A 22341-nucleotide genomic window follows, 5' to 3' on the forward strand; every position below is an offset into this window, starting at 1 on the left:
CCAGAGTTCTCAGGCACAGGATCGCGGCCTTGAGGGTCCTCGTGCCGGTCGTATCCGCACCGCTGTCCGGTTCGTTGAGCACGAGTGCGGTGGCGCGCAGGGCGCTCGGCCGACAAGGATTTCGAAGGCAGGCGTGATGGCTTTGACGGGCCCTTCGGCCGACCGCTGCGCGGGGCGCAGTGTGGTGGTCACGGGGGCGACGGGCGGGATCGGTGCCGCGACGGCGTTGCGGTTGGCGGGCTTGGGCTGGGATGTGATCGGTACTGCCCGCAGCCAGGACAAGGCGGATGCCCTGGTCGTGGCTGCGGCAGGGCGGGGGCTGGGGTTGCGGACGGTGGTGCTGGACGTGGCGGATACGGTCTCCTGCCGGGAGGCGATGGCCCGGGTGGAGGAGATGACGGGCGGTGGCGTGTGGGTGGTGGTCAACAACGCCGGTGTGCCACAGGCCGGCTCGGTGGAGGATGTCAGTGATGAGCAGGCGCGTCACCTGCTGGAAGTGAATCTTCTGGGAGCCATGCGGATCTGCCGGCTCGCGCTGCCGGGGATGCGCCGGCGGGGTAGCGGGCGGATCGTTAACGTGTCCTCCGGCTTGGGGCGGGTGCCGTGGCCGATGGGCGGCTGGTACAGCGCGAGCAAGCACGCCCTGAGCGCGATGAATTCCTCGTCTCACCCGCCAGGTGGCGTCGCACGACCGCCAGGGCGGGCCCGGCGGTGCGGGGCTGGCGGCCCGGTGCGGTGCTGGGACCTGCTGCGGCAGCTGGGCCGCCGGCCGAGAGGCAGGCGCGGGCAGCACGAGACCCCGGGAATCTGCCATGACCTCCCGGGGGCCGGTGTGTGCACTTCGCTTGACCGTGCTGCTCAACGACCGGTCAGAGGCGGCGTCACGCGAGTGGTTCAGCCGCAGCCTCCGCCGCACTGACAAGGTCCGCCCGACTGGCAGCCGCAGGTGAAGTTCGGACCGCACTGACAGCCCGTGCGGCCGGCATGCCGATGCAGGTGTGTGTTGCCTGGGGTGGTGTCATGACGTGTCCTTTCCTCGGGCTGGCACGGGCAGACGTCCCGCCCGGCCTCGGTTTCCGGAAGTGCAGCTACAGCGGGGAAAGCTACTGCCCCCGCTGCGGCAAGCCCTGCGACGCCACTTCGTGCCAGGCGTGCGGACGCTTCCGCGTCGACGGCTCCTGCGGAGGAGACAGCCAAGCTCCTACTATCGCGGCCCCGTGGGTGTCACCACGGTGAGACGGCTACTGGTCGGGGTGGTCGCCGGTGATGCCGTCGGCCATCCGCCCACGGCCGGGCGGTCAGGCTGGTGGGTGAGCGGGGTGTGGTGCACAGGGGGCGGACGGCTTCGGCGGCGTGGATGATGCGGTCGACGTCCTGGTCGGTGAGGTCGCAGTGCAGGGAGAGCCGCAGTGCGGTGCGGTTGTGGGGGGTGGCGGGGGGACAGAAGACGGATGCGAACACGCATACGCGTGCACGCCGCGCTGGCCTCACGGCATGTGCTGCTCCTCGAGGAAAGCTACGTCCGCGGCGCCGCACGCTGGCACCGAATCGCGCCGAAGAACCTCAACACAGTGCGCGCCGGTCTCGGCCCGCGCGCCTTGCTGACCGTCTGGCCCGACCTGACCCCGAACGTCGGCGCCGTCCTCGCCGCGTTGCCCCAGGAGGAGGCCATCCAGTTCGTCTGGGAAGCGCAGGACGGGACGATCAGCCACGCGATCGTCGACGACACCGACTATCAAGAGCTCACCGTCCACGTGGCCGATGCCCGAGCCGCCTGTGCCCTGCCTCTGTCCCTCGCCGAACACCGCCCACTGCTCTGTGCTGCCCTCCCAGACAGCGACGGTGTACTGCGCGCCCGGTGGTAACCAGGTTTGCGCGCCACGGGCGAGCCAGCAGGTCCTGTGCATCGAAGTTGTCCTGCCAGACCAGATGTCGCGCTCAGTCACAGCGACGTCGCCCGGGCGCGCCTACGGTGACGCAAAATGTGCTATTTGATACGTATAGGTAACGATCTTGTTTGTGCCCTACGTCGCCTGCGGGTCCCGCGACCCGCCGGGAGGAGCTGACATGCCCTCATCGTTCTCCGCCCCCGGATTCGCCGACGAGCTGACTCCCGGTGTCCTCGACCGCTGGAACCAGGTGGTCGAGAATGAGTTCAAACGCCTCGAACCCCTCTACGGAAGCCCGTACTTCACGCTCGAACCCAGCGATCCGGACGCCCAGCGGGTGGCCGTCACCTGGTTCGGGAACCCGGCGGAGCCGGAGTTCTGCTTCGACGAGACGACCGCCCGCAAGCTCTCCGACTGGGGCGTCCACGGACGGCGCGCGCTCCACAACGAGTATTGCGAGTACGCGGTGGTCACCGCCCCCGACCGGCAGGGCAACCTGCGCCCGAAGCGGGTCCAGGTCACCACCGAACTGCCCGAGTACTACCAGGTGATCGCCGAGGACGACCCGGACCTGCTGCGCGACATCCTCACCGACACGCTCGGCGGCGAACCTCCCCGCTGGGAGGAGCTCTACGGTCCCGCGGTCGCCAACCCGAAGGTGCTCAGCCCTGCACAGCGCCGGGTGGCGTTCGCCCGGCAGATGACCGGCCACGGAGGACACCCCGACCTCCAGGCAGCCGGTGTCCCGGCCGATCCCGAGGGCTCCCTCAACACCGTCAACGCCCTTTTCATGGCCCACCCCATCAACGGGCTCGACGACCTCCTCTACATCGTGATGTTCGGCTCCAAGCCCTACGCGCGCCGCACCAGCACCGGCGCGCTGGAAGCGGCCGGACGCGACCAGATTTTCCGCCAGGACCCCCTTCTCGCCGCACTGGCCTGCCGCAACGCCGACCCGGCCGCCGCGATGGCCGCGGCGGGCGCCGCCTTCGACGGGCGGACCGTGTCCTTCGCCGACCCCATCGGCATGTACATCCACGCGTTCACCTCCGAGGTCTTCCAGTTCGAGGGCGGGCCGGTCCCTGATCCGTGGATCCGGCTCAGCCGCGGTCGCCAAGGCCTCCACCAGCGGTTGGAGTTCGGCCCGGGGGACGCGGACCCGCATTTTCTCGGCGACATCACCGTGGTCGAGGGCGAGTCGGAAGACCCGCTCACCGGCGGCTACCAGGTCGTGCGCCATGTCCAGGTGGGCCCGCTCGCCGCGCTCGGCGCACCCAAGGAGGTCCCGCAGGGTGACTTCGTGGTCCTGCCCGATCCGTCCGGCCCGATCCGCTGCCGCGACGCGGGCGTGTGCAGCGACGTCGTACGGCCGCTGAAGGAGGCGTTCGAGGCCGCGGCCGGGCAGCCCGCCCCGCCCGCCGGTCGACGCGGCCGCCGATGAGCACCCTTCAGGACGGGATCTACCACGGCCCCGGGCGCCGTCCGCCCGGGCATCTCGCGCTTGTGTTCCTGCGCGCCGACCCCGCGTTGGACTCCGCCGCGGTGGACGGCGCGCTGCGCGAGGTGACCGGGATGTTGGGCGGCCTCGCCGAAGGGCGCGTCGGCGAGCTGCCCGGCCACCCGGTCCCGACCGGCGACCTGGAGTTTCTCCTCGGCTTCGGACCCAAGGCCTTTGACATCCCCGGCGCCCGCGTCACCTGCCCCGCCGCGCTCGGTCGGCGCTTTCGCTTCCGCTCCCCGCTGCCCACCGGCGGCGGCCCCGTACTCGTCGGCGCGGGCCTTCCGTATGCCTCGGACCTCGTCCGTAATGACGCTACTGAGGAGTTCTGCCTCCAGCTCACCGCGGGGACTCAGCTCGCGGTGTCCCGCGCGGTCGTGGAACTGTGGAAGCTGCTCGGCGGCATAAGGGACAGCCGCACCGGGATGGCGGCGCTGGAGATCGCAGGCATCCACACCGGTTTCCAGCGCGACGATCTGCGCAGTTGGATCGGCTTCCACGACGGCGTGTCCAACCTGGAGAGCGGTGAGCGGGAAGGGGTCATCTCCATCGGCGACGCCGAGGCTGGCTCCGACACCTGGACCGTCGGAGGTACCTACCTCGTCTTCCTCCGGCTCGCTGTCGATCTCGGTCAATGGCACCATCTGCCGCGTGCCCAGCAGGAGTTGCTGGTCGGCCGGGACAAGCTCACCGGCGCCCCGCTCACCGGCACGGACGCCGAGGGGCGGCCCGTACCGGCCGCCGGCTGCCCGGTGTCCGGGACCACCGAGGTCACCCAGCCCGGCAATGAGGACTTCATCGAGCCGGGCCCCACCGACGACCCCGTGCTGCTCGCCGCCCACGTCCGCCGGGCCAACCTGAGCGGCGGCGATGCCCCCGAACTGGCTGGCTCGCTGCGGATGTTCCGACAGGGCTACGAGTTCTTCCAACCCGTTGCCGCCGCGCCAGGCTTCCGCGTCGGCCTGAACTTCATCAGCTTCCAGGACCACCCCGACCGGGTGCTGCGCGTCCTGACCCAGCGCGGCTGGCTGGGCGGCGTCAACTTCGGCGGGCAGCCCGGCGAGAACGGTCCGGCAGGCCGGCTGCTGACCGTACGGGCCGGTGGCATCTATTTCGTCCCGCCGGTGCGGGACGCCGCTCCCTATCCGGGAGCCGAGGTCCTCGGGTGAACACACCCTCTCTCCCCGATGGAAACGGAGACGCACGGTGATCGAGAAGATGTGGCTCTAGCCGCCGCTGGCCTTCGCCCGGCTGGGTCCGTCCCCCGAGCCTTGCGAGAACTACCGGTACGGGCCCAACGACCTGATCCCTCGGGGCACCGGCAAGACCGTGGCGCCGCCCGCGCCCTCGCTCGTCGTCGCCGACGACAAGGCCGGTCGGGGAAGCGTGTCCGCGGAACCTGGCTGATCTGCTCCGGGCTCCACCGCTGTTCGAGGTGGCGCTGGATGAAGCCTTGCAGCTCGGGGTTCTGCCCTATCTTCCCGGCCTTCGGGCGGGGCCGACGGGCCTCTGCTCGGCTCTGTGCGGCGTGAGGGCGGTAGGCCCACCAGGACACGTCACCACGCAGCGGCATGCCGTTGCGGCGTATCTCGCGGCTCATGGTGGAGGGGCTGCGGCTGAGCTCGACGGCGATCTGCCCGGATGGATGCCTTCTCGGTCAGCCGGTCGGCGATGTGAAGGCGGTCAGCCTCACGCAAGTACCGCGACGGAGCGTCCGGCGAGATCGGCCGCCGCACGCTGGGCCTGGCCTTCTCCCCGGTGGTCGCCCCGCGTCCGTTCCGCCACCGCTTGCCGGTGCGCAGGTTGATGCCGACCGCTCGGCATGCTTCTCGACTGCTCAGCCCCTGGTCCATGAGCCGGAAGTATTCCTCCCGCTCACGGACCAGAGGCTTGCGGCCCTGACTGCCCCGGTTCTCAATGATCTTGAAGTCCATCGCATCCCCTGAGCTGGGGTGTTGCGACGAGCACTAGGACGGAAGGAGCGGGCATGGGGCCGTACGTGTACAGCGCCTACATCGAGGCGCCGCCACCCATGCCCGCGAGGCCGCGCGCGTCGTCCGGCTCCGTCCTCACCTGCCCATCGGGCCACCCGGAGCCATACGCGTCCGGCCGGCCCTCCGCCCAGCCGCGCGCTGTTTCCCTGCCCCCGCCACAGCCCTTCTCCCTGCCCCCGGTGGCCGGCGGGCACCGCGGACGGGCTGCGAGCTGCGCCTGTTGGCCGGGCGGCGGCCAGTGTGTGCTCACAGCCGAGAACGGGTGTGCCGATCAGCCGCCCCTGTGCCCGGCGGGTTCCTTCTCCCCTGATGAAAGGGCTCTGTCTGATGACGAACCCCGCCTCCGCCTCCACCTTTGACGACTGCCCAGCGGCTCCCGCGCGGGTGACGGTGCAGACTCTCGCCAAGGAAGTTAAGACGGTTGGTACCACCGAGCTGTCGGAGTTCCTCGCCCGTACCGGCCGTGACATCGCGGACGTGTACCGGGGCAGCAGCTCGTGGACCGCGATCCTGCGGCGCACCGACCCCATCCCCACCCCCACCACCCCGGTCCCGGGCGAGGCGGCGCTGCTCAAGCGCGTGCACTCCTTGCTGCACATCGACGACACCGAACGCGTCATTGCATACCGGCAGTTCACCGCTCACGCCGCCCCGTCCTACGACGACCTGACCGAGTGGGAGCAGACCCTGGCGCGGATGCTGTTCTTCAACCTCTGGGACAAGGCCGGTGGCTTCACCTCCTACACCGAGGGCCTGGCCTCGCTGCGCGGCCAGCACCAGGTGCGCAGCGAGCTCGACCAGCTCCTCACGCACCTCATGCACAGCCCCCAGACGCGTCAGGGGCAGCCCCTGACCGGGGCGCACGTCCACATCCCGATGAGCATCCACCACGCCTACAACCGCTCCGAGATCCTCGCCGCGATGGGCGTGGCCCGCCTCGGCGGCCAGCTGCCCGGCTTCTTCGCCCAAGGCGTGCTGTGGGATCCGGCGAACAAGACGGACGCCCTGCTGATCACCCTCAACAAGAGCGAACGGGACTTTTCCCCCGACCATCCGCTACAAGGACTACACGCTCAGCCCCACCCGCTTCCACTGGGAGTCGCAGAACTCGACCGCGCCCGCCTCGCCGACCGGGCAGCGCTACCAAACGCACGCACAGCAAGGCAGTCACGTGCTGTTGTTCCTGCGGGACAGCAAGGACACCACCAGCGGTAAGGCGATGCCGTGGACCCTGCTCGGCCCGGCCACCTACGAGCGGCACACCGGCAGCAAGCCGATGGCGATCACGTGGCGCCTGCACCACCCGCTGCCCGACCGGATCTGGTCGCGCATGCCGACCACGGCGCCCGCCACCTGAATCCCGGCGCCGCCCCGGGCCCCGGTTCCCGCCATACGTACGGCGGCCGGGGGCTGTCCCGTAAACGATCTCCGCCTCAGGCTCGGCGGAGGTAGTCAGGATGTTCGGCGTAGGGTGAGGCGAGGTCGAGCAGGTCGTCGCGTAGCCAGGTCTCGCCGTCGAACTGGCAGTCGTCTCGGTTGTCCTACGGTAGTTCCGGGCCGAAATGTGTAAGCACAGCGACGCGCCGCGCGGTCGTTGAACCATGCGGCGCGCAGATGTCGTTGTCCCGGCCCGGTCTGCGCGGATGCGCGCCGGGCCTGGTTGTCAGTCGGCCAGCTTGAAAACCAGCTCGGTGACGGTGGCCTGGCGGCCGGGAGCGAACGAGTCCTCGCTGCCGACGCGCACGAACCCGTTGCGTTCCAGCACCCGGACGGAGCCGGGGTTGTCCTCCACGACCCGGGCGTGGATCGGCCGCTCCGTCACCTCGTCGAGCAGCGCCGCGACGGCCGCGGTGGCCACACCCCGGCCCCACCAGTCCTTACGTATCCAGTAGGTGAGCTCCGTGTCGCCCTCGATCGGAAAGGTGGCCGCGCTGCCGACGACCTCACCGTGGATCTCGATGACCCGGTTGACCATCGCGTCGTCGGCCAGGATCTTCCGATATTTCTGCCGGAAGGCGTCGGCGTCGCGGGCGGTCTTGGCATCGGTGAAGGCCGCAAGATGCTGGGCGGCCTCGTCGAGCTGGATCTCGAAGAGCGCCGGGATGTCGTCCTCGGTCAGGGGTCGCAGCGAGATGTCCCTGGCCACGTTGTCAGTCATCATGCCTCCGCGTCGGACGGAACGACGGGGCGTTCCACATCAGAATCGAGCCGACGTTAGCAAGCCGACCGGCGGCCCACAGCCCTTGTGCGGGACAGTCCTTACGAGCTCGTGCATGGTTAGCGGTGGCGCGTCGAAGCCATGAGCGTTGATCATGGTGGGTGTGGTGGGTGTGGTGGGGAACCGGGTACGTGCGGCAATCATTGGCAGCCAGAGGGTCACCGGACTGCCGCGGATGTGATCGCTGAACTCGGTGCCGAGATCGGCCCGTTGTGGCACGAGCGGCACCAGGCCGGACTGGCGTCGCGGCCCCGTCGCCGCGCTGTTGGCGCCGGAGCCAAGCACAGACTGGTCTTCGTCGACCGGCTGTTGGCCACCGTGGTCAACCTCCGCCATGGCGCCACGCACGACGTGCTGGCCTGTTGGTTCGGGTGTTGACCGCTCCACCATCACACGTGCGATCAGTGAAGTGCGGCCCCTGCTCGCCGAGCGGGGCTGCATCGTCGCATCCGGCCTCTGGCTGCGTACCCTCGCCGAAGTCATCGACCACCTGGGCGCCGACGGGCAGACCGGCATCATCGATGGCACTGTGAGCAACGCCCATAACGCAGTGTGCGGTGCTGGCGAGCTCGCAGGCGGAAGCTTCGCGATTGGCTTCGTCCACTGCAGCAACAAGACCGCCGTCGCCGCAGGCTGACGCCATCGTGATCGCCGGCCAGTAACCGCAGGCGCTGCGTACTGCCTGACGGCCTGGCCGATGGGCAGCGGTAGCGCAGGCGATCGCCGGTAGGCTGCGGCGGTGCGCACGGTCGAGCTCCTGTTGGATGAGACGGCAGAGCTAGCGGTCCGGGAGGCCTGGCGGCGGCTGGCGGATGCGGGGCTGCCCAGTCAGGCGCGCCACCGCTCACCGACGAACAGCCCGCACCTCACCCTGGCCGCCTGCCCGGAGCTGACCGCCTCGATTCGCTGGGAGCTCGCCGAGGTGGCCGCCGCCCTGCCGCTGCCGGTGCACTTCACCGGCGTGGTCCGTTTCGCGCGGCCCACCTCGGTGCTGGCCTGGGCGCTGGACTGCGACTTGGCGCTGGCCGGCTTGCACCGCCGGGTGTGGGAGGCGGTGGCCTCGGACAGCCCGCCCGAGACCCTCAACCCCTTCCACGAACCTGGGCGCTGGAGCCCGCACATCACCCTCGGCCGGACTCGGCGGGCCGGTGCCTTCGCCGGCCGGCGGGTCCCCGAACTGCTGCCGGCGCCGCCGTTGTCGGCCCGGCTCACCACCCTGCGCAGCTACGACACCCAGACCGGCGCCCAGGAGGTGCTGGAGCCCCGCCCCTAAGGGCAGTGGAGAACCAGTGAGGAGGGGTTGTGCAACGCAGGGACGAGAGCACCGACGGACCAGTCTGGTGGGTGAGATGCGGCGATGATGTGCTCGGATCACTGTCTTCACCTTGCGGTGATCAACCATGGACGCTGGCTCGCTTCCAACCGTCCGAAGGATGGGAAAGGGTTCGGCACCTATTCGAGGCCCAGGCCGAAGCACGGAGACTCGGCTTCCCTGAGGACAAAGTGGGGGCAGTCAAGGCGATTATGGCCCTTGCAGATGTTCTTCGCCGCGACCCGTTGGGCGGGCGAGCCCGAGCTGCGGGAGCCCGACCGCTGCACGGAGTGGCGCTGGTGGTCGTAGAACTCCCTGCCGGACCAGCTGGTCGAGTACACCCGGGCAGCCCTCGAGGGCATCACTCAAGGCAGCGCCTACACATAGATGGGCTGGCAGTCATGACGCCCGCACCCCGTCCCGACGGAGCCAGGACCGCCGAGGCCTATTGGGCCCCGCTGTGGCGAGCCGGCCGCCGCTACCGCCGCTTCGACCGGAACGAAGCCGAGCATCTGCACCAGCAGGCCGGCCAGGGCCGCGGGCGACCGGCGCTGGACATCGGATGCGGCGAAGGAGACCTCGCACAGCACCTCCACACCCTCGGATACCAAGTCACCGGCGTCGACTGCGCACCGGCCGCTCTGGCCACGGGCCGACTTCGCCACCCACACCTCGACCTGCGCCAGATGGACTTCCAGCACGACGACCTGGCGCTGCTGCCGCATACGGCCTACGCCCTCGTGACCTGCCGACTGGTCTACCGGTGGATCCCCGACAAGCCGGCCTTCCTCGCCCGCGTACGCCACCTCCTCACACCGGGCGGACTCTTCTGGGTCGGAACCTCCGTACATGGCCAGACACAAGACCAAGCCCTTGCGTGGGAACTCGAAGCCGCTTACGCCGAGCTGCTCACCGCCAACTGGTCCCGAGTCGACACCACCAGCATCGGCACTTACCGATGCTTCGCCCTCCGCCCATGAAACCGGACGCACGAGCGCAGACCGGAACCGACGGCCACGACCCGGGAGACGAGTTGTCCGCCGAATCAAACAACGCCGCCGCCTGGGCTGCCTATGGACGCCACCATGTCCGTCGGACTGCTCGACATGCCGCTGATCACGGGTGAGGAGAAGGGGCGGCCTTATGCTTTGCAGGCGTGGGGCCTGAGCCGCTCCTGACCCTCAGACTCCATCACGAGCACCCGACTGAATCCTTCCTGCGCCGGGCACGGCAGCCGGTATTGGCAAGCGCCTGCGTCCCCAGGCGTTGCGACCGCGTCCGCCGCCTCGTCCCAGTAGGGGAGAGCGACGTTCTTCTCCTTGGCTTGGAGCAGCAGTTCCAGTTCCCGGCAGAAGTACCGGTGCCAGGGCAGGAACGTCGGCCCACGGTGAGCGATATTGTGGACGCTCGGGTGCACGGTCTCTCCCGACAGGGTGGTCGCCTCGATCATCGCGTGGTGAGGAGCTCGATGAGTCGTCGTAACCGCCGTCGACCTTGTTCGCGTTGAGTGCGTACTGGAAGTCGGCGAGCTCCTGTGGGGTCAGGATGTAGATGTCTTTCGGATGTTCATCGGACGCCGCCACCTCTGGAGGGGATGCGATCGTCGCGGCCCCGCCGCCCTCGTGATCGTGACCGCCGCGTTGTCGTGACCGCCACCGCAGTGGCCTGCAGCCGCCGGTCGGTGGGCCCCATGGCTGACGGTTCACCTCCGCTCGCGCGGAGAGCACATCGTGGCCTGCTCGCGGTCCCACAGGATCGCCGGTTCACCTCCGCTCGCGCGGAGAGCACGGAGTGGTCCGCCGCTCGTACGCAACGCCCGAAACGGCGTCGGCCCCGAGCGACGGCGCACATCGCGCAGCGCCTTCTCCGAAGGGGACGGCACCACCTGTCCGGCCAGACTCGCGACCAACTTGCCCCACACTCTGGCGTATCCCAGGTGCGGAAACAGCCCCAGCGCAAGCACGAAGTACACCCCCACCCGCGAAGGCAGAGACCGCAACCGCTGCTGCACCGCCCCTGCCTCCTCCAGCAGAGCATCGACCAGCTCCATCGGTACATACCGGGTCAGCTCACCCAGGTGACCTGCGGCAGACACACTGGTGGCGGAAGGATGAGCCGAGGCAATAACGTCGGCATCAGATCGCATCACACACCACAACCTCGGATCAGGACAGGCCGCTACAGACCGTTCCTAGATAGCCCGAACCCGGAGTTCTCGGAGCGGAACAGCCGATCACTTCAACCCACTTGACCGGCACTGATAACGCCTAACTTCGTGGCATTGCGTGGCCGGTTGTTGAGCTCGGCGGCGACGCTGTCCAGGTCTGACGGCTGTGCACGGACAAGTCGGTGCTCTTGCGGAAGTACGCCGCAGCAGTCCGTTCGTATTCTCGTTCGATTCGCGCTGTCAGGGGGTCGCCGGATTGCAAAGTAGACCGGATGTCCGTGGATCTCCCCACCGCTGGAGGCCCGCCATGCCACGCCCCATCTGGAGCGGCGCGATCAGCTTTGGCCTGGTCAGCATCCCCATTCGGGTCCTGAGCGCGACGAGAATCACTCCATCGCCTTCCGTAAGTTGCACGCCGTTGATGCGATGGACTGGCCGAGCGTGGACTGGCCGGTGGCTCACGTGGCGGCGATCGCCTGGCAGGCGGTCAAGGCGGGGGAGCCGCTCACGGTTCTGTCACTTGAGCCCGAGCTGTACGCGGGAATGGGCATCACACCGGGCTCAATCCCACCTGACCGCGTCGCATCCAGCCGTCGGCGTTCGCAGGAACGGCGGCCGTTTCCAGTGGAAACGGCCGCCGACTGCGTTCTCAGCGCGCATTGCGCAGGTACTCGCGCCGTGCGGTGACCAGCGTGCGCCAGCGGTTGCGGGTGGGCTGCTCGCCGTCCAGCCACCGGGCCCCGGAGGCGCCGTTGGGGGAGAGGTCGGCCATGAAGTGGGCGGTGTCGACGTAGTAGGCATGGTCGCCGCCTTGGGGGAGGTCGCGCAGGCGAGCGATGGCCGTGGTGAACGCGTGGTCGTTGTCGAGCACGGCGTGGTGGAAGCACATGGCGAGTTCGAGGGCAGCTGCGGCATGGGTGATGCCGGAGGTGTGGATCTCTTCTCGGAGGATTCGGGCGCGGTCCTCGAGGTCCCTCTGTGTCCCGGCGTCGCGTACGAGGGTGGCTATCTCGATGGTGTGGCCGGTCTGGCGCAGGTTGAGCCCGGTGATGAGGTGGCGGGCCAGTTCAACCTCGTCGTCGGCACGCTCTGGATTGGTGAACGCGAGGACGAAGGCGCGCTGTGCTTGGGAGGTGGCGTGTTCGCCGACGACGCCGTGCTGTTCGGCTTCCAAGCGGGCTGCTTCGTATGCGGTGGCGGAGCGGGTCACGTCGCCGTGGGGCCACCAGATGTCGCCCCCGACCCGGTGGTGACGGCCCTCCCATCCGAGCGTGCGGGCGGTGTCGTACGCGGTGGGGAAGTCACCGGCGAGGCGAGCGAGGTGGGCCAGGCCGCGACGGGCCACGGGAGCGAGGCGGCCGCCGCCGTCGGCGACGAGCTGCATGCCCCGGCGCGAGGCCTCGGAGCGGCCGAGGTCGCGCTGAATATTGGCCGAGTAGCAGACGGCCATCTCGTGCAGATCGGCAGGAAGCAGCCCGGTGCCGGTGACCGCAGCGAGCCGGTCGGCGGCGCGTTCCCGGTGCTCGTGCTGGCGTCGGGCGAGCGCGCTGAGCAACTCGACCAGGGCATCGGCCGCTGTCTCCAGCGTGCTGGCCGACTCCGGCCCGGCGGGTGGGGCCAGCGGCTCCCACACTGAGTCGCTCACGTAGCTCCACGCAGCCTCAGCGAGCCACCCCAGCTCGAGTCGGAAGTCACGGGCGAGGTTTAGGCCCTGGCGCAGGCAGCTGACGAGCAGAATCCGGTCCCGTCCGGTGCCAGTGGTCCACTGCTCGCCGAGTGCGGAGAGGGCCCGGCCGGCAGCTTGCTGCCAGTTGCGTGGGGACCAGCGGTCGTCGGCCTGGTCGTCGGCGTTGCGGACGGTGGAGCGGATCAGGCCGTGCAGGTGGTAGGGCCACAGTCCGAACGGGTTCTCCCGTACGAAGGGCCGCTCGATCAGCCGCGTCGTCGGCGCCTCGTGCGCCGTACCCGCAACCCGGGTCGCCAGGGCCAGGTCGAACGCATCGAGCAGTGCGACCGAGCGCAGGATGTGTCGCTCGTCGGGGGGCAGGTCGCTCAGGGTTCGGGCGATCAGAGCGGGAAAGTCGTGGTCGAAGTCGGCCGGCTGCGGTTCGCGGCCCGTACGGCGGATCTCCAGGAACCGCATCACCGACAGGTCAAGGTAGAGCGGCAGGCCGTGCGACCGACCGGTGATGACCTGGCGGATCGCGCCGTCGATGAGCGGCTGGCCGTCGCGGGCGAGCCGGCGGCCGAGGTAGTCGTCGCAATCCTCAGGGGAAAGTCGCCGATCAGCACCTGTCGCCCGCCGCTCCGTGCGGCCCCTGTCGCCGTAGTACGGACGGTCGGTACGACGGCGGTGGCGGCCAAACCGGGCCAGGCCGCCGGTCCGGTGTAGTCGAGCTGGCCCTGCAACGCCATCTCGGCCCACTGCAGCCGGGAGCGGCCGGTGACGATGAAGAAGGCGTTGGGCATCAGCCACACCACACGCTGGATGAGGCGCTCCAGGTCACGGTGGGTCCGGTCGCCGACGTCCTCGAAGGTGTCCAGCAGGATCGGCGTCACGCGCTTGTCCGCAGGGAGCTGGGCCAGCTCCCACGCCAGCAGGTGCGGATAGAAGGACAGCGCCTCCAGATCGGCCTCGGCCTCCAGCAGATCGGCGAGCCTCGCACACCCGGAGAGCGCGCGGACAGTCTGCCGCCGCTCCCGCAGCGCCCTCGTGAGGGAGCCGGCCACCGCACCAACCGCTGTGCCAACGCTGCCCGGCAGCAGCAGCGCCTGGGCGACGTCCGCGAGAGCGGCCTGCATCTGCTGCGGCATCGCTCTACCGAACCGGCCGACCAGTCCGCCGCGGCGCAGGTACTCCTCCAGCGACTCCCCAGGGTGCTGCTGCTCCCAGTAGCGGCGCAGGGCCAGGTCGAAAGCGGGTAGTGGTCGGCCGAGTTCAGCGAGCGCGGCTCGGGTCGTCAGCACGAGCTGCTCGAAATCCGTGTTCGCGGAACGGGCCAGGTCGATGCGTACGGGCAGGATCCGCTCGCCGCTCCAGGTGGGTTCGCCCCCACTGGGCGGGTCGGTGCTCGGCGCCGGCGAGCGCGTTCTCGAGCTTGCGGGAGAGCGTGGTTTTGCCGATGCCGCCGACGCCGTGGAACACGATCACGTTGTTGCGCGGGGCTTCGAGGTCCTCGACGTCGAAGCCCCGGTCGGCGGTGTGCCGCAGGTGATCGGCGAGCGCGGACGCGATCAGTTCCCACTGCAGCTGGCGGTTGGTGAACGCCTCCGTCGTGGCCATGCCCCGGTCGTTGCTGCTGAACAGCGCTCGCAGATCTCGTCCCGCCACGCCAACCACCGCTAGATGATCAACCGGCCCCAACCCATCTTTTGCGGTGGGTCCTTCGGAGACAGCATCCCCTGACTGGACGGCGCGGCACAGGGTGGCCTCCCGCCCTTCGCGTGGCCGCCGGGTCGACCCCGCCTACCCCGCGTGGGGGAGGCGAAGGGGCACCTGAGGGCCAAATCCCGACCCCCCGACTCGTCGTGCAGAACACAGCCTCTGAAGCAAGTACCCAGGCGTCTTCGAAACTCGGCTGCATCAAGCTCCCGTGCCACCAGGCGCTCTCGCAGTTGAGCAACAGACGTTCTGGAATCGCGCCTGCAATGCCAGGGCCTGCTACGTCGCAGCCGAGAAGGACACTGCGCCGCATGTTCACGCAGACATAGTTGCGACGTGTCGACTCACCGATGATGCGCCGATCCAGCCACTCCCGAGCCCATACCCACAGAGGCAAGACTCCGCGCGCAGGGCAGAAGCAGGTGCCCGCTTTCTTATCGTTCTCGACCTTGACGGCGAAAGCGTCCGGACCGTCCGGGCCTACCCTCCGCGAAATCGACTTCTCCCGCTGCCGGCCCCGCCTGCCACCATGTCAGGCGCCGCCGGGCACTCGCTTCCGGGAACGCTCCTACCGACCACCGCCCGTCCCGATGGGGAGCAGGTTCCCCAGCAGCGGCTGTGCCCGTTTCCTAGGCGCGTCGGGCACCGGCGTACCTGGTGTGCTCGGCGCGGGGCTGCCCGTGGGGGATGCGCTGACACTTCCGGTAGGACTCGGGGAAGGGGCGGTGGTCGCCGGGGGCGACTGGCTGGGGCGGCCACTGGAGGGGCTGGGAGTCGGAGTGGCTTTCGCAGGCGGTGGAGCGGGGGCGGCGGTGGGGGCCTTGGAAGCCGGCGGCTCCGGCGGAGTGGGCGTCGCACGAGGACGGCGAGTCACCCCCTTGTTACGGTCCCTGGCGGTGCCTCTGGCCGGGCGTGTGGCCGGACGTTCCGGGGAGCGTGAGGCTTTCGGCGGCTCGGTCGCCTGCCCCTGGGGCTCGTCGGGGGACGCCTGCTCTGGGCTCGGCGTCGCCTGAGGGGCACCGGCGGAGTGGTCCGGCAGCAGCGATGCGGTCGCCAGGCCACCCAGTATCGCGAAGGTGGCCGCGGCAAGAGCCCGGCCGCCGTACTTCTTCCAGCGAGGCGGACGGTGGCGCTGAACCTGGGGCACAACGGCTGCCCGAGGCTGCGCTACGGGTACGGTGGCCGCCCGAGGCTCGGGCACAGCTTCGGTCGTTGACCGCGCCTGGGCCGCGGGTACGGCAGCCGGGGGAGTGGCGTGCCGGGGAACGCCGGGGGGCTCGACCGGGCCCGGTCCTTCGTTGAGGAGGACCTCCATCGCCGCCGTGCCGACGGCAGGAGCCTCAGCGGTCCAATCGCTCGGCGGCTGCATGCCGGAGTCGTACGCCCCGCATTCCGGGCACGTCACGGTGCCGTTGAGAGTGCGGCGGCAGGGGACGCAGTAGTCCATGGGTTCGACCGTTCAGTGCGTGAGTCGCGGGCAGGAACCGTGGTGCGCCGACCTGGCCGGGCAGCAGCCCGCGGTCGCGCGGCGCCGGGCGTCGTGCAGAAGGATCCTTGGCATGTGCGAACCTCGCTCACTCACCGGTCTGGGGATGCGGCACCGGTTATCGAGGTCAACGGGGCCCGGCGAGTCACTGTTCATCCGGCGGCCGAAACGTGGGATACGTAACTCCTGCGGCCGTCATGCCTGTTCATGCAAAAGTCCCCGCGCGGCACCCGGAGCGACAGCCAACGGCCTTCCGTGCCGGCTGCGTTCACTTCCCGCACCCCACGGGCGGTGCTGGGCGGCCGGAACACGGGCCGCGAACCCACCGGCCGCTGCGGCTGTTCGCGGGTGCGGCGGGCCAACGTGTGCCTGCCGGCCGGTACCCCACTGCCGCTGCTGGCACGCGGCGACCTCAACCGGGCTCAGGGCACCACCAACCTCTTCTGCCTCGGTACTGAACCGCCGTTCGTGGTGGGACCGCCCTGAGCGGATTGCGAAACGCGCTGCGTGCGGTGACGGGCTGGCTCCCGCCGCGCCATGATCGGGATTCACAGCCCGAGCAGCGACTGTTCGGTCCACTTTCGGGGAAGGGAGCACGTTTGTCCCGCCTCATTGGATCTTGCAGAGACGGGGCCGCTGGCCTGTGAGGTGACAGGTTGAGTCGCGAATCGTGGCAGGTGGAACAAGGCGTTCTCGGGAGAGCCGTAGCCACTGTCGAGTGCTCGTCTCACCGATCATGGCGAGGGAGGTCGACCAGGTCCGCAACCGCAAGAAGCGCGGGTCCAGCGGTGGCCGACCACCGAAGTTCGACCCAGAGGACTACAAGGCCCGGCATGCGGTCGAGAGCGGCGTCAATCGCCTCAAGAGACATCGAGCCGTGGCCACCAGGTACGACAAACTCGCGGTCCGCTACGAGGCTACCGTCCTCGTTGCCGCCATCAACGAGTGGTTGTGACGTACTGGTCCGATGACAACTCGAACACCCGTACTCGCCGACCGCAGGTGGGATTGACGGTCTCACGGACCGGATGCATCCCCAGTTTGGTCATGATCCGTTCGGAGGCGTCGTTGCCCACTTGAGTGATGCTGACGATCCGCTCCAGCCCTCGTTCTTCAAACCCGAACCGTACAGCGGCGGTAGCGGCCTCGGTAGCCAAGCCCTGCCCCCAGTAGGAACGTCCCAACCGCCAGCCGACCTCAACGGCTGGCAGTACCTCCGGCAAGAAGTGGGGCACCGAAAGGCCGGTGAACCCGGCCAGCTCGCCTGTGGACCGGATCTCCACGGCGAACAGGCCGAAGCCCTGTGACTCCCACTCGCTCTCCCATGCCTGGACCCCGCCGCGAGTCTGCTGTTCGTCACGGACGCTGCCGTCACGGATCCACCGCATGACCTCGGGGTCGGCATTGACGGCAGCCATGGGCGCAACGTCTTCCTCGCGCCAGCGACGCAGGATCAAACGGGGAGTCTCAAGCGTGACCATCGAATCATTCTGGATCACAAACTAGGGGATGGCCACCGGCTCCACGGAAAGGAAAGGTCGATGGTGAACAAGATGCTTAGGAATAAGGGGTTGCGGGGCGGCGGATGCGGCGTAGGCGGCGGCCCGCATGACCGAGGCGTTTGGGACCCGTTGCCGCGTTGCAGGCCGTTAGCCTGTCGGTATGTCAGAGCGTGTCATGCCCGGTCACACGGACGGCCTGATCACCCTGGTTGCCGCGGACGCTCTGTGGGTCGATTTGACGGCCGACAGTGCTGTGCCGTCGGCTTCTGGGGCATTCACCTGCTCTCCTGCCCGTGCCCGGGAGGGGTACGTCCTGCTCGGCGGCCATGTGGTGGCGACGGTGAGGGCGAGCGGCGGTCAGTGGAGTGTTCCGGAGGTTGAGGTGCGCCGGGCGGCCGCGGAACTGAACGCGGTTGGGATGGATCGGCACGACCTGGTCCGCATCGGTCCGTTTCGTGGGGCGCCGAGGCAGGAGTGCAACGAGGAAACGCCGCTGCGTTGGCGCCAGCGCATCGCGGGGGAACTGCAGGAGCTGGGAGGCCGCGAGCGGGCAGCACGACGTGAAGACGCCCGGCCGTACCATCTGGCGGGGATCGACTGGCGACAGATGCTCGTGGAGCAGACCCGCGACGGGACGCAGCGCACGTGGTGGCTGCCGCGCGCTGTGGTCAGGCTGCTGGACGCGGCCGAGCACGCCGACACGCAGTGGGTGCAAGCCGCGCGGACCCGCCAGGCAAGCGCAGCCGTCACCGAGCCGCCCTCCCACCCCCGGCGGGCCCGAGTCGCCGGCGGTCGGCAGACGACGAGCCCCGAGGGCCCCACCGCCTCACTGCGCCCGTACAACAAAGAGCTGGAAGGCCAGCTGTACTCGGTGCTCAGCAGGAGGCCTGGTACCTCCCGCCGGGTGGCTGGGTGGGCGTGCGCCGTCTGCCGCACTGCGCCCGCCACCGTGCTCGACCACTGCCACGAACACGGCTACGTCCGCGCCCCCGTCTGCCAGTCCTGCAACACACAGGAACGCCCCGACCACCTGTACAGCAACGACATCCGCGTGGCGAACCGCTACACACGCCTCTTCCACACCGACACCGACGACTGGCTCCGCCACTGGCACCGCTGCCCCGGCTGCCGCGCACGCAACACCCTGCCCCTGCCGCACCTCGCTGCATGGACCGCCCTCATAGCCTGCCGATCGCTGCGCCCGACCCACCGCGCCCCCCGCGGGCGCAAGCCCTGCGGTGTCCTGCGCGTGTCCTGGACGGGCAGTCAGAAGGCGCCCCGTTCCTGCCTGCTCACTGTCACCGTCGACTTCTGCCCCTCCGGCGAGCACCGTGTCCTGGCGCGAGTCCCCTACCGCGATGCCGCCGAGCGGTTTCGTGTCTGGTTGGCCGAGACGGCCCCTGCCGTCGCCGCCGCGGCCGGTCCTGACCGTTTGGACGGCCTCCCTGCCCAGTTCCGGCCAGTCATCGCGGACACCAGCGGCGAGGACCTAGAACTGTTTTGAGCGGGTACCGGGAGACCTGACACTCCACCGTCACCTCGCAGTTGCCGGCCCCCGACACGCTCACCCCGCACGCCCCAGCGAAATGCGCAGCAGAGTTGGGTGTGCAACGCCTCGTCCAGCCGCTTCAACAGCGTCTCGTCCATCCCCCAGCATCCCGCCACGGGGATGCCGCCGCCAGGGAAACCCTGGCACTCCACCCCGCAGATCCGAGACCAGGGCCGCTGCAGGGTGCAAGAAGGAGAGGAATAGCGCAGGGTCGGAACACCGTCTCTTCACCAGTACTGCTCACCTGCGACCAGGTGCGTGTACGAGCTGCTCGCGAGGGCAAGCGCGCCGATCCCCGGTGAAAGGCACGGCCAATCCGTCCATCCTTGACGCCTTCCTTGACGAGGTGCCCCGGCTGCCGACCAGCGGGGAGCCGAAGCCGCCTGATGGTTCTCTACATCGACGTCCCCTTGCTCTGGACGTCCAGGACCAAGCCGTCCCCGAAGACGTGAGCGTCGTCTCCGACCACTCCGCCCTCGTCGCCGCCGTCGCCCGCCACATGACCCGCATCCCCCGACCGGCCACCGCCGACCCCGACCCCGCCTGGCGCGCCGCCGACCTGCTCCACACCCTGGTCCGCCTCCAGCCCTTGCCCTACCGCAACAGCCTCTACGCCTGCCAGGTCACCGCCGCCTACATGCACGCCTCCGGCGAGGGCATCGACCGCCCGTGCGGCGCGATGGCCGACCTGGGTCCGCGACATCCAGGGCGGCAAGACGAACGTCTACCAGGCAGCCGACCGCATCCGTACCTGGCCCATCTGACTGCGGTGCCACGGGCGTGTGCGCTAGCTTCAAGCCGCGTGGAATGCGCCAGGCCACCCTCACGTGGGCGGCGGCAGGCGCATGATCTGCCCCGCATACCTCAGCAAATCACCGACGTCGCACTCGCGTTGGTGCCGTAGTGGGAGGAGATCAGCAACGCCGTGGTGCTCGCCGCCCCCTGCGCCCAGCACCGCGATCTGTTCGACGTCGAACGCGGCCGTCCCGCCTGCGCCCTGACGACGTCCCTACAACGATCACGGTCCACGGCTTCGGCGGAGCCGGCTGCCGATAGCGGACCCAGCCGCCTCCTCTAGCCGCGAAGGGCCACGTTCCAGCTCTTCAAGCTCCTCGAACGAGGAGATCAGCCTGCACAAGCGCATCACGGCTGAAGGTCTCCCTCAAGCAGCATGACTTGATATAGCAGCCTCGGGGCGGCTGCCGGGCCTGGCGTGAGGGCGCTGGTGACCGGGCACTCGTCATCCGTTCCCGGAGGGGGCCGTCGCGGAGCCGTTGGCCTTCCATCGCTGGTCAGGGCCAGGTGCGAGCGGGTCGACGATCTTGAGAACCATTGGCGTTCCCGGGGCACTGCCCACCGCGCTGACGGCGAGCGTCGGATTTGCGCGAGGGGACAGCACGCCCTCACTGGTGAGCTGGAAAGGCGGAGCCGGCGAGATGCGGCTGGTGCACTCGGACAGGTACATGCGGAATGCGGCCGGGTGGAAGGCGAGGCACAGCCGGTCGTCGCTCTTCGCGCGGAGACGCTTGTCGTCGTCCAGCCGCCACTGCTGAACGACAGACCGGGAACAGCGCTGTGTCGAGACCAGCGTCCCCGCATCTGCGGACGCGGGGATCGACAGACACAGTTCGGTGGAGATGTTCTGGAAGCGGATCAGTACCTCTGCCGGAGGTGGGGGCGTGGGGGGAGACGTGGGCCGGATCGGTGCGGCGGAGCCACCCGTAGGTGCCGGAGCAGGGTCAACCGGCGAGGCCGACGATCGGGTGGGCCCGGGTACGGCGACACCCGCGCCTGGATCACGCGTGAGCGCGGCCTGGGCCGACAGAATGACCAGGCTGATGACAACGATGCCACCGGCGGCAGCAAGAAGCGGTCGTTTGCGTACACGTCGCTTCGGCTGTGTGGAAGGGATCGGCTCGGCGGGGAAGTCCGCACCCGTGGCCGGTTCCCCTGCCCGGCGCCGGCGCCGCAGGGCGACGTAGGCAGTGGCCTCTCCTCCCATGATGGCCTCAGCGAGCAGCAGGGGAAGGCGCTCTGCGCAGTGGTCCATCTGCGCGACTGCGCTGCGGCAGTAGGCGCACTCGACCAGGTGCTCACGCAAGTCCGGCAGCAGCTCCCCTCCGGGCTGCCTAGTGGCTGCCTCGATCAGCCCGCCGTAGCGTCGGCAGATCTCCTGACCGGCGAGGTCGAGATGCATCTGGCGGCACGCTGCTCTCAGCCGTCCATGCTCTTTCAACAACTCCGCCCGGGCCTCCTCGGCCCCCAGGCGAACCAGCGCGGCTACATCCTTGAGCTCCTGGGCTTCAACCTCGGTGTGCCACAGCAGGATCTGAGACTGGTCGGGCAGGCTCTCAAATGCTCGAAGTAGCAGTTCACGATCCCACCGGAGCACTCTCCCGCGGCCGGGCGACTGCTGGAGCACCGCCTTGGCGTCCGACCGTAGCGAGCGGCTCCGTTCGTCATCAGACCATTCCCGGGCGATCTGGCTCACCGTCGTCAACAGCCTTGGGCGCCACGGGGCGCTCAGATCGGGGCTCTGAGCGATGTCGTCGAACCTGCGCATGAAGGCAGCCCCGGCGAGCTTCTTCCCCGCCTGCGGGGAGGGAGCCCAGTTCGACGCCCAGTCGAACACCGCTGCCCAATGCGCTTGCAAGACATCCGCCATTGCGAATCCGTATTGCCCGGCATCCGCCTGTGACGACTCAGGAGAAACTAAAGGCGAGGCCCCGGAGTCGTACGCATCGTCCACCGTATTCCCCTTGTGCTTTCACTTCTGCGGCTGATCGGAATGCTGCACAGTGTGCCTCCCGTCGCGGCCGGGGAGCAACAAGAACCAGGACGCCGGGAATGGTTTGAGGAGCACGGGCCCCTGCGCTCACCAGCTACGAAGACCAGTATCGCCAGGTCATCCAATGGTTGTGAGGTCAATGCGGAACGGTCATGGTGTTCCGGCGGCAGAATAAATCAACCCGACGGAAGGTCGACCGGAATCAGGAGAACTGCCAGCGCAGAATTAGAAGGTACGAACGACAGAAAGGAACCACTCAGTAACCATGGTCTGCGATCGTCCCGGCATGCCCTGGCCGAAGACCCTGACAGTCTCAAAACTTCGTGACGGTCCGTCGGTTCTTCCGGCGGACCGTTTCGTGGTCGTGGGCACGCGGTGGCCCGACTGCGCGTCGGGTGGGCGCCGGGTTTCACGGCTCCGGTTGAGGTAGTGCCGCACGCAGGCCTGCCCGAACTGGGGACGGACGTGTACGCGCTGATCTGGGTGGCGTCGGGCACCGGTCTCTTGCCCCGTCATGTTCTTCGCGGTCCTGCAAGAGGGCCGCTGGCCTCCGGGC

Annotated in this window: 18 protein-coding genes and 5 pseudogenes; 12 read left to right on the forward strand and 11 right to left on the reverse strand. The window is 69.0% G+C overall.

What is annotated here, in order from left to right; genetic code table 11:
• The first annotated feature begins 136 nt into the window (after positions 1-136).
• From ACWIHY_RS28500 to ACWIHY_RS28515, 4 genes are all read left to right on the forward strand, one after another.
• A complete protein-coding gene (locus ACWIHY_RS28500; RefSeq protein WP_454378738.1) occupies positions 137-919 on the forward strand; it encodes an SDR family NAD(P)-dependent oxidoreductase in 783 nt (260 codons plus the stop codon).
• A gap of 532 nt (positions 920-1451) precedes the next feature.
• Entirely contained in the window at positions 1452-1865 is a 414-nt protein-coding gene (locus tag ACWIHY_RS28505; RefSeq protein ID WP_454378648.1) for a hypothetical protein, read from the forward strand.
• Between the two features lie 202 nt (positions 1866-2067).
• Entirely contained in the window at positions 2068-3330 is a 1263-nt protein-coding gene (locus tag ACWIHY_RS28510; RefSeq protein ID WP_454378649.1) for a hypothetical protein, read from the forward strand.
• Positions 3327-4556 (forward strand): Dyp-type peroxidase, encoded by a 1230-nt coding sequence (locus tag ACWIHY_RS28515; protein WP_454378650.1) that lies wholly within the window; start codon positions 3327-3329, stop codon positions 4554-4556. Before ACWIHY_RS28510 ends, ACWIHY_RS28515 begins: the two co-directional genes overlap by 4 nt.
• Positions 4557-4756: 200 nt before the next feature.
• Here ACWIHY_RS28515 and ACWIHY_RS28520 read toward each other — a convergent pair.
• Positions 4757-5321, reverse strand: a pseudogene (locus ACWIHY_RS28520) (helix-turn-helix domain-containing protein); the annotation flags it as partial.
• Positions 5322-6432: 1111 nt separating this feature from the next.
• Here ACWIHY_RS28520 and ACWIHY_RS28525 point away from each other — a divergent pair.
• Complete coding sequence (locus ACWIHY_RS28525) at positions 6433-6738, forward strand: DUF3427 domain-containing protein (RefSeq protein ID WP_454378740.1); 306 nt, start codon at positions 6433-6435, stop codon at positions 6736-6738.
• Between the two features lie 306 nt (positions 6739-7044).
• Here ACWIHY_RS28525 and ACWIHY_RS28530 read toward each other — a convergent pair whose 3' ends face one another.
• Positions 7045-7539, reverse strand: a complete 495-nt coding sequence (locus ACWIHY_RS28530; protein WP_454378652.1) for a GNAT family N-acetyltransferase — start codon at positions 7537-7539, stop codon at positions 7045-7047.
• 39 nt (positions 7540-7578) lie between these two features.
• A complete protein-coding gene (locus ACWIHY_RS28535; protein WP_454378653.1) occupies positions 7579-7935 on the reverse strand; it encodes a hypothetical protein in 357 nt (118 codons plus the stop codon).
• Positions 7936-8008: 73 nt separating this feature from the next.
• Between ACWIHY_RS28535 and ACWIHY_RS28540 the strand changes: the two genes are divergently transcribed.
• The 3 genes from ACWIHY_RS28540 to ACWIHY_RS28550 all read left to right on the forward strand — a co-directional run bounded on the left by ACWIHY_RS28540 (position 8009) and on the right by ACWIHY_RS28550 (position 9891).
• On the forward strand, positions 8009-8236 hold the full coding sequence (locus ACWIHY_RS28540) for a hypothetical protein (RefSeq protein WP_454378654.1): 228 nt from the start codon (positions 8009-8011) through the stop codon (positions 8234-8236).
• A gap of 102 nt (positions 8237-8338) precedes the next feature.
• Positions 8339-8872, forward strand: a complete 534-nt coding sequence (locus ACWIHY_RS28545) for a 2'-5' RNA ligase family protein (RefSeq protein ID WP_454378656.1) — start codon at positions 8339-8341, stop codon at positions 8870-8872.
• A 440-nt stretch (positions 8873-9312) separates the two neighbouring features.
• Positions 9313-9891 carry a class I SAM-dependent methyltransferase gene (locus ACWIHY_RS28550; protein WP_454378657.1) on the forward strand — a complete coding sequence of 193 codons (579 nt, stop codon included), beginning with the start codon at positions 9313-9315 and terminating at the stop codon, positions 9889-9891.
• 161 nt (positions 9892-10052) lie between these two features.
• On the opposite strand, the pseudogene ACWIHY_RS28555 reads toward ACWIHY_RS28550, so the two are convergent.
• The 6 genes and pseudogenes from ACWIHY_RS28555 to ACWIHY_RS28580 all read right to left on the reverse strand — a co-directional run.
• Positions 10053-10376 (reverse strand): annotated as a pseudogene (locus tag ACWIHY_RS28555) (tyrosinase family protein); the annotation flags it as partial.
• Between the two features lie 324 nt (positions 10377-10700).
• A pseudogene (locus tag ACWIHY_RS28560) lies at positions 10701-11057 on the reverse strand (transposase domain-containing protein); the annotation flags it as partial.
• 670 nt (positions 11058-11727) lie between these two features.
• Positions 11728-13221, reverse strand: a complete 1494-nt coding sequence (locus ACWIHY_RS28565) for a hypothetical protein (protein ID WP_454378659.1) — start codon at positions 13219-13221, stop codon at positions 11728-11730.
• Positions 13221-14045 carry a hypothetical protein gene (locus tag ACWIHY_RS28570; RefSeq protein ID WP_454378661.1) on the reverse strand — a complete coding sequence of 275 codons (825 nt, stop codon included), beginning with the start codon at positions 14043-14045 and terminating at the stop codon, positions 13221-13223. Before ACWIHY_RS28570 ends, ACWIHY_RS28565 begins: the two co-directional genes overlap by 1 nt.
• A complete protein-coding gene (locus ACWIHY_RS28575; protein ID WP_454378662.1) occupies positions 14017-14409 on the reverse strand; it encodes a hypothetical protein in 393 nt (130 codons plus the stop codon). The genes ACWIHY_RS28570 and ACWIHY_RS28575 overlap by 29 nt, the downstream gene beginning before the upstream one ends.
• A 619-nt stretch (positions 14410-15028) precedes the next feature.
• The gene (locus ACWIHY_RS28580) at positions 15029-15907 is read right to left on the reverse strand and encodes an SCO2400 family protein (protein WP_454378664.1); all 879 of its coding nucleotides are present in this window, start codon (positions 15905-15907) and stop codon (positions 15029-15031) included.
• A 294-nt stretch (positions 15908-16201) separates the two neighbouring features.
• On the opposite strand from ACWIHY_RS28580, the gene ACWIHY_RS28585 reads away from it, so the two are divergent.
• Both ACWIHY_RS28585 and ACWIHY_RS28590 read left to right on the forward strand, forming a co-directional pair.
• On the forward strand, positions 16202-16432 hold the full coding sequence (locus tag ACWIHY_RS28585; protein WP_454378665.1) for a hypothetical protein: 231 nt from the start codon (positions 16202-16204) through the stop codon (positions 16430-16432).
• A 265-nt stretch (positions 16433-16697) separates the two neighbouring features.
• Positions 16698-16901 (forward strand): annotated as a pseudogene (locus ACWIHY_RS28590) (IS5 family transposase); the annotation flags it as partial.
• Here the strand turns inward: ACWIHY_RS28590 and ACWIHY_RS28595 are convergent.
• Positions 16885-17427, reverse strand: coding sequence for a GNAT family N-acetyltransferase (locus ACWIHY_RS28595; protein WP_454378742.1), 543 nt, complete (start codon positions 17425-17427; stop codon positions 16885-16887). The pseudogene ACWIHY_RS28590 and the gene ACWIHY_RS28595 sit on opposite strands and share 17 nt — an antisense overlap.
• Before the next feature lie 181 nt (positions 17428-17608).
• Between ACWIHY_RS28595 and ACWIHY_RS28600 the strand changes: the two genes are divergently transcribed.
• Both ACWIHY_RS28600 and ACWIHY_RS28605 read left to right on the forward strand, forming a co-directional pair.
• Positions 17609-18952: an endonuclease domain-containing protein gene (locus ACWIHY_RS28600; protein WP_454378667.1), complete on the forward strand. Its 1344-nt coding sequence runs from the start codon at positions 17609-17611 to the stop codon at positions 18950-18952.
• Positions 18953-19383: 431 nt separating this feature from the next.
• A pseudogene (locus tag ACWIHY_RS28605) lies at positions 19384-19761 on the forward strand (toxin Doc).
• Positions 19762-20237: 476 nt separating this feature from the next.
• Here ACWIHY_RS28605 and ACWIHY_RS28610 read toward each other — a convergent pair.
• Positions 20238-21746 (reverse strand): ricin-type beta-trefoil lectin domain protein, encoded by a 1509-nt coding sequence (locus ACWIHY_RS28610; RefSeq protein ID WP_454378669.1) that lies wholly within the window; start codon positions 21744-21746, stop codon positions 20238-20240.
• Between the last annotated feature and the right edge of the window lie 595 nt (positions 21747-22341).

The organism is Streptomyces sp. NPDC055287, from assembly GCF_053646035.1.

Bases quoted from the DNA above. Each gene is read 5' to 3' on its own strand.
- ACWIHY_RS28515 (WP_454378650.1), top strand. From the start codon at position 3,327: ATGAGCACCCTTCAGGACGGGATCTACCACGGCCCCGGGCGCCGTCCG.
- ACWIHY_RS28595 (WP_454378742.1), bottom strand. From the start codon at position 17,427: ATGGTCACGCTTGAGACTCCCCGTTTGATCCTGCGTCGCTGGCGCGAG.
- ACWIHY_RS28535 (WP_454378653.1), bottom strand. From the start codon at position 7,935: ATGGCGGAGGTTGACCACGGTGGCCAACAGCCGGTCGACGAAGACCAG.
- ACWIHY_RS28500 (WP_454378738.1), top strand. From the start codon at position 137: ATGGCTTTGACGGGCCCTTCGGCCGACCGCTGCGCGGGGCGCAGTGTG.
- ACWIHY_RS28580 (WP_454378664.1), bottom strand. From the start codon at position 15,907: ATGGACTACTGCGTCCCCTGCCGCCGCACTCTCAACGGCACCGTGACG.
- ACWIHY_RS28530 (WP_454378652.1), bottom strand. From the start codon at position 7,539: ATGACTGACAACGTGGCCAGGGACATCTCGCTGCGACCCCTGACCGAG.
- ACWIHY_RS28565 (WP_454378659.1), bottom strand. From the start codon at position 13,221: ATGCGGTTCCTGGAGATCCGCCGTACGGGCCGCGAACCGCAGCCGGCC.
- ACWIHY_RS28510 (WP_454378649.1), top strand. From the start codon at position 2,068: ATGCCCTCATCGTTCTCCGCCCCCGGATTCGCCGACGAGCTGACTCCC.
- ACWIHY_RS28600 (WP_454378667.1), top strand. From the start codon at position 17,609: ATGTCAGAGCGTGTCATGCCCGGTCACACGGACGGCCTGATCACCCTG.
- ACWIHY_RS28505 (WP_454378648.1), top strand. From the start codon at position 1,452: ATGCGAACACGCATACGCGTGCACGCCGCGCTGGCCTCACGGCATGTG.
- ACWIHY_RS28550 (WP_454378657.1), top strand. From the start codon at position 9,313: ATGACGCCCGCACCCCGTCCCGACGGAGCCAGGACCGCCGAGGCCTAT.